At 34.9% G+C, this 6,929-nt stretch carries 4 protein-coding genes and 1 tRNA gene; 2 read left to right on the top strand and 3 right to left on the bottom strand.

Annotated features, from left to right (window positions below; all coding sequences use genetic code 11):
* Positions 1–2,060: beta strand repeat-containing protein (locus QBK95_RS05465; protein WP_445012620.1), on the bottom strand; the 2,060-nt coding region annotated here is incomplete at its 3' end.
* A 349-nt stretch (positions 2,061–2,409) separates the two neighbouring features.
* Between QBK95_RS05465 and QBK95_RS05460 the strand changes: the two genes are divergently transcribed.
* A tRNA-Gly gene (locus tag QBK95_RS05460) sits at positions 2,410–2,482 on the top strand.
* Between the two features lie 186 nt (positions 2,483–2,668).
* Entirely contained in the window at positions 2,669–3,604 is a 936-nt protein-coding gene (locus QBK95_RS05455) for a lysylphosphatidylglycerol synthase transmembrane domain-containing protein (RefSeq protein WP_280931384.1), read from the top strand.
* A 16-nt stretch (positions 3,605–3,620) separates the two neighbouring features.
* Here the strand turns inward: QBK95_RS05455 and QBK95_RS05450 are convergent, their stop codons facing one another.
* Both QBK95_RS05450 and QBK95_RS05445 read right to left on the bottom strand, forming a co-directional pair.
* Positions 3,621–4,721: a glycosyltransferase family 2 protein gene (locus QBK95_RS05450; RefSeq protein WP_280931382.1), complete on the bottom strand. Its 1,101-nt coding sequence runs from the start codon at positions 4,719–4,721 to the stop codon at positions 3,621–3,623.
* A 22-nt stretch (positions 4,722–4,743) separates the two neighbouring features.
* Positions 4,744–6,711 (bottom strand): tetratricopeptide repeat protein, encoded by a 1,968-nt coding sequence (locus tag QBK95_RS05445; protein WP_280931380.1) that lies wholly within the window; start codon positions 6,709–6,711, stop codon positions 4,744–4,746.
* Between the last annotated feature and the right edge of the window lie 218 nt (positions 6,712–6,929).

The raw sequence follows: 6,929 nt of genomic DNA, 5'->3' as shown, positions 1-6,929 counted from the left end.
GCTCCAGTGATTCCTTGTGCTCCTGTGATTCCTTGTGCACCCGTTACACCTTGTGCTCCAGTTACTCCTTGCGCACCTGTGATTCCTTGTGCTCCAGTTACACCTTGTGCTCCTGTAATTCCTTGTGCACCCGTTACTCCTTGGCTACCTGTGATTCCTTGCGCTCCAGTGATTCCTTGTGCTCCAGTTACACCTTGTGCTCCTGTGATTCCTTGTGCTCCAGTGATTCCTTGTGCTCCAGTGATTCCTTGCGCTCCTGTTATTCCTTGCGCTCCAGTTACACCTTGTGCACCTGTGATTCCTTGCGCTCCTGTGATTCCTTGTGCTCCAGTTACACCTTGTGCTCCAGTTACACCTTGCGCACCTGTGATTCCTTGCGCACCCGTTACACCTTGTGCTCCTGTGATTCCTTGTGCTCCAGTGATTCCTTGTGCTCCAGTGATTCCTTGCGCTCCAGTTATACCTTGTGCTCCAGTGATTCCTTGTGCTCCTGTGATTCCTTGTGCACCCGTTACACCTTGTGCTCCAGTTACTCCTTGCGCACCTGTGATTCCTTGTGCTCCAGTTACACCTTGTGCTCCTGTAATTCCTTGTGCACCCGTTACTCCTTGGCTACCTGTGATTCCTTGTGCTCCAGTGATTCCTTGGCTACCAGTTACACCTTGTGCACCTGTGATTCCTTGTGCACCTGTGATTCCTTGTGCACCTGTGATTCCTTGCGCACCTGTGATTCCTTGTGCACCTGTGATTCCTTGTGCTCCAGTGATTCCTTGTGCTCCAGTTACACCTTGTGCACCTGTGATTCCTTGTGCTCCAGTGATACCTTGTGCTCCAGTGATACCTTGTGCACCAGTTACACCTTGCGCACCTGTGATTCCTTGCGCACCTGTGATTCCTTGCGCACCTGTGATTCCTTGTGCTCCAGTGATTCCTTGTGCTCCAGTGATTCCTTGTGCTCCAGTGATTCCTTGCGCTCCAGTGATTCCTTGTGCACCCGTTACACCTTGTGCACCTGTAATTCCTTGTGCTCCAGTTACTCCTTGGCTACCAGTTACACCTTGTGCACCTGTGATTCCTTGCGCTCCAGTGATTCCTTGTGCACCTGTTATTCCTTGTGCTCCAGTGATTCCTTGTGCTCCAGTGATTCCTTGCGCTCCAGTGATTCCTTGCGCACCTGTTACACCTTGTGCACCAGTGATTCCTTGTGCTCCAGTGATTCCTTGTGCTCCAGTGATTCCTTGCGCTCCAGTGATTCCTTGCGCTCCAGTTACACCTTGTGCACCTGTTATTCCTTGTGCACCCGTTACACCTTGTGCACCAGTGATTCCTTGTGCTCCTGTGATTCCTTGTGCTCCTGTGATTCCTTGTGCTCCTGTGATTCCTTGTGCACCTGTGATTCCTTGTGCTCCTGTGATTCCTTGTGCTCCTGTGATTCCTTGTGCTCCAGTTATACCTTGTGCACCTGTAATTCCTTGTGCTCCAGTTACACCTTGTGCACCAGTAGGTCCTTGTGCACCTGTAGGTCCTACTACTCCGATTACCGTTGTTGAGCCATCTTCAGCTGTATATGTGAAAGTGCCATCACCATTATCAGTTAATGTAGATATTGTTTCATTAACACTTCCTCCTCCATTTGATAGTGTTATTGTATTTCCTGTTTGACTTAATATCTGTATTTCATTTGTAGGGTCTGGATCTGGATCGTTAATTAAAGAAGTTAAATCTACAGATCCTCCATTTTCTAAAGTAAGTATATTGGTAGTAGCGTCAAATGACAGTGCCTGATTATCATTTCCGCTACAAAGACTTGTCCAACTGTTATTATTGTATTGAAAAATACAATTATCGTCTAAGTTATAGATTAGTGCTCCATTGAGAGGAACTATCGTATTCATTTGAGCAGTTGTAACTCTTGTAAGAACAAAAGCTCTATCGATGCTTTCTAATTCTAATATAGAAGAGTTATCTATTTGATTGGGGTTATCACCAACCTTTACCTGCGCTAGCAAGGAGGTTGCTGGCATAAGTATGAATATAATCAGGAGTAATTTTATCTTCATAACAAGTAGGAAATTTTTTTAATAAAATTTCACCTTAAGGAAATTACGTTATTCCCGTAAGGTGCATTTTTTTCAATATAAGGGCACTATTAATTATTCAAAATTAAATTATTTGCTAAGATATTAATATTTTGTTAACAACAAAAATATGTAATTTATTCGACAAAATACACTTTTTTTCGATAAAATACATTTTTACCGCTTAAAAGCAATTTCTTAACTTGTTGATATTTAGGGGGTAATAAATCTTTTGATTATGTGTTTTCTTACCGTTTCAACGGAAGTAAAAATAATTATCCCTAATTTATTTTGTTTATTTGAAAAAACTAATATTTTTGCTCTTGCAAAAGCGGGAGTAGCTCAGTTGGTAGAGCGTCAGCCTTCCAAGCTGAATGTCGCCAGTTCGAACCTGGTCTCCCGCTCAAAGCTTCATCATTAATGATGAAGCTTTTTTGCTTTTTGTCTATTTTATATTGCTCCTTATATGTAGTATGTTACATTTCTTAGGATCTATTGGTATATTGTGAATCTGTAAATAATGATTTTTTAAATACCAACTATATAAAATGAAATAGTGAGTAGTATAGAAAAAATATTGATTCTAGTTAATGAAAAAAAAACCTTTTCTAAATATTAGTTTTTGGCTAAAGTTTTTAGGGGTAATCCTACTAGTATATCTGATCTACAAGGTTGGATGGAAGGAAACCTTTGCTTCATTTAAGAAAGTATCAGGCATTCATATTCTAGTTTCGGTATTCATTTTGTGGATGGCTTATTATTTAAAAAGTATCAGATGGAGAATTATTTCTAATTCTTATGGAATTTCTTTAGGATCGTATAAAGCGTCAAAGGTGTTTTTTATAGGCCTTTTTTTAGCAAATATTACGCCAGGTAGATTAGGAGATTTTGGTAGGTTACTTTATATTAAGGATAATTTACCTACTCAAAAAATAGGATGGTCTAGCCTTATTATGGATCGTCTTTTTGATTTGATTTGTTTACTGTTTTTTAGTTTTACAGCGATACTCTATTATCAGTTTAATTTTTACATTTTAAAATTTCCGAGAGAATATGAAACAATTGTATATTGGGTTGTAGGAGGAATAGGATTGTTTTTACTTCTTTTCAGGTTTAAGAAAAAGTTTAAAAAAATAGTTAAGCCTTGGTGGGAAGCTTTTAATTCTCATAATTTAGGATGGTTTAAAACGATTCTAAGTTTTGTGATTACTTGCATTAGTATGATCTTGATTTACGGAGTTTTCAATTATATAGCCTGGGCTATGGGCATTGAGATTGATCATTTAGGATTGTTTCTTGGGACTTTTATTTTAGGAATCCTAAGTTTATTACCAATTACTGTTTTAGGAATTGGTGTTCGAGAAACATCGCTTGTACTTATTTTTCAATTGTATCTGCTTCCTGCGGAAGATGCTATAGCATTATCATTAATTATTTTTCTTATCCAATTGATCTCTCTTATTCCAGGTGCTATATGGTTTTATCTTTCTCCTATACGCTTGAAGGATTTAAAACATTCGAAATAAGGCTTGTGTATTTTTATTATTTGGATAACCTTTCATTATCCTGTATATCCATCCACATTGCAAATAATAGGGATTGGAATCCCGAAATAGTTAAGAAAATAAATATGATTAAATAATCAGTTGGAGTTTTTGAATCTGGAATGAAAAAATTGGAAACTAACTGATATAAGAAATAACTATTAATTATTGCGATTATAAATGCTACCCAATACAATAAATATAAAGGATGGAAGCTACGATATAAATATTTTGTCTGGAGTCTTTTGAAAAAACAACGGATTAATAAAAACAAAATTGGTAAAGAAACTTTAATAATATTTAATTTCGATTTTTCTCCTACACCATATATTGGTTTGATTTTTACTTCTCGAATGGTACAGAATGCAATATTTAATTTTACTAATAAATCATTAGGCATTCCGTATCTTTTGTAGATGTCATACAAAGGAACAGAATTAAGTGCATTATTTGAAATAGCGGTATATCCACTTTGAGTATCTGATACTCCCCAATATCCAGAGGCTACTTTGGTTAATATACTAAGGATAGAGTTTCCTAAAAAGCGTACTCTTGGTATAATTACCCATGCACTCTTATGAATTAGACGATTTCCTTTTACATAATCTATTCCTTCGTCTACAACAGGTTTACATATAGATTCAAGTTCATCTGGGTCCATTTGCCCATCTCCTGCCATCACTGCAGTACAGTCAATATTATGATCTTTACACCATTTATATCCAGTAGCAATAGCAGCACCAACTCCGCCATTGCTTAGGTGTTTTATAACTATTATTTTTTCCTCATCAGGGTTTTCGTTTACAATTTCTGAGGGAGTGAATTTTTGTATTTCATCAATACTTTTTTGCCTAACTTCTATATCTGCACGATTATAAATATTAGGTACAATCTCATTTTTTAGATTAGAAGTTAATTTAAGAGTAGATGCGTTATTTTTCAAATGCTTCATCACTGTACCTACGGTATCATCTTTGGATGCATCATCTACAACTATGATTCTATCTACAAATGACGGCATGCTATCGAGAACCATCATTATTTGCTGTGATTCGTTGTAACAAGGTACTACTACTGCGATTGTTTTATTATTAAGCATTATATACTGTTTTGTAGTTGTATTATTTATTGATGTTATCTGTTGCCCATTTCAGGTTGTTTTTTGCTAATTGATAGTTCGGATCAATTTTGAGAGCATTTCTACAAGCTTCGGCTCCGAGTTTCCATTGTTTCATTTGGTTGTACGCAGAACACATGTTGTTATAAGCTACAGCATTATTTGGGTCTATTTCTAATAATTCTTTACAGGTAGAAATTACTAGTTGATATTCTTTGTTTCTGTAATATATCAAACTTAGTTCGATGTATGATTCAACATTTGGGGCACTTTTCACCTTTTGTAATAATGTCTTTACCTTATCTTCAGGGTTTGTATTCTTATTGGCAATGCTACTTAAAAGATTTTTTGATTGAATATGATTAGGGCTTTTGGTAAGTGCCTTTTTTAAGTATGTCTGAGCCTCTGTGTATCTTTTTTGCTCAACAAGATATCTTGCATAGTAATAATCTGGTGAAGGTGATATTGTATTTAGTTTTAAAGCGGATTTAAAATATTTCTCTGCTTTTGGAACATTATTTTTGGCATCATATAGAATCGCTAGGTTTATATGTAAAACATAGTAATTAGGACTTAACTTGTCTGCTTTGTTAAAGTATTCTAATGCAATATCATAATTTCCTTTTGCCATATGCGTTAACCCATAATTCATCATGCCTCTTCCGTTTTTAGGGCTTTTCTGAACTACATCTAACCATAATGACTCCTCAGTGTCCCAAACTTTATTTCTTTGTATAGTTCCATAAATATTACCTATTAAAATTATGGATAGTAAGACTATGATATGAGGAAAAAACCGTTTATTATTATCTAGTATTTTGTATTTCTTTAGTAGTACTAGTGCTCCCCAAGGAACAGCAATAAACAAACCAATGAACGGAAAGAACATTCGATGATCATTAGCAATCTGAAATAAAGGGTTTAGTGTTGTGGGTAATAGAGCTATAAAAAACCAAGCTATCCCAAAAGAAATAGGTTTAAGTTCTTTTTTGAATGCAGTTTTTATCATTAAAAATAGCATTATCAATATGATGAAAAGACCTAAAAGTAATTTAATATTATACCAAGGTTTTATAATTGCAATATCAGGATCTGCACTAAGGCTTATTGGAAGAATAAAATTACCTAAATAATGCATGATTACATACCACTGTGTACTGATGTATTCGAATCTTGTAACTAAGAAATTTGTTGAATTTGTAGATGCTGGAGTTAAATAATATTGATTAAAAATAAACAGTGAAGAAGCGATAATTCCTGTAGGAGCTATTTTTTTAAATATGGTGATTATTTTCTTTTTCGTTTCAACAGTAAAATCGGTAAGAAGCAAGTGTTCTTCAAAAAGAAGAACGTACACAAATAATATTGGAAAAAACATAACTCCAGTTTGTTTTGTCCATATTCCAATAACCATCGTAATAAGATATAGGTGCCATTTTTTTGTAAAAGGATGAATGTAAAGTAATAAAGAAGCTACCATACATAATGTAGAGAACGAGTCAGAACGAGCACAAATATAATTTACTGTTTCGGCATTTGCGGTATGAAATGCAAACCATGCTGTTGCAAATAATACTGTAATTCCGATCCATTTATAATTAGGTAATGACTCTTTATAGATGTGTTTACATAAAAGATATAATAAAACTATAAGTATTAGATACCAAAAAAAGATATGGTAATGAAAGTAACGAGCATTTAAACCGTCTGCAAAAGAATAATCAATTGCATTCATCAAGGTGATCATAGGTCTGTATGCTCTGTTTTCTGGAAGGGAACTAAAAGTATCCGCATTGGTAAAAAAGCTTGTCCAATTATCTAAACTTCTTATAGATTCATTTTCTGAGATAGTGTGGGTATCATCAAAAAAGAATGGATTATCAAAATGATTTAGATATACTAAAAAAGTAGTAAAAAGGATTACTAACAATATTTTGATTTCAAATTTTTGAGAAGTAAAATTTTTAAACATAAAGCTTTAAAATTTTAAAAATATCTGAAGTATAATTATTTGACATTTAAAACACTACGGTTTGATGATCTCTGTTTAGCTGTTAGTCTTTCTATGACTATAGAGTCTAAATATAATAGTTTTTATATCTTTTTCGACGGCATCCAAGATAAATATTTTGCCAAGACAAAATTTGAGCTTGGCTAATTACCTATGGCTAATCCACTTTCTATGCTAGG

It is taken from the genome of Aquimarina mycalae (genome assembly GCF_029906345.1).
Lineage (GTDB): Bacteria > Bacteroidota > Bacteroidia > Flavobacteriales > Flavobacteriaceae > Aquimarina.
Note: the sequence above shows the minus strand (reverse complement) of the source record. Positions and strands in the feature narration are given on the sequence as shown.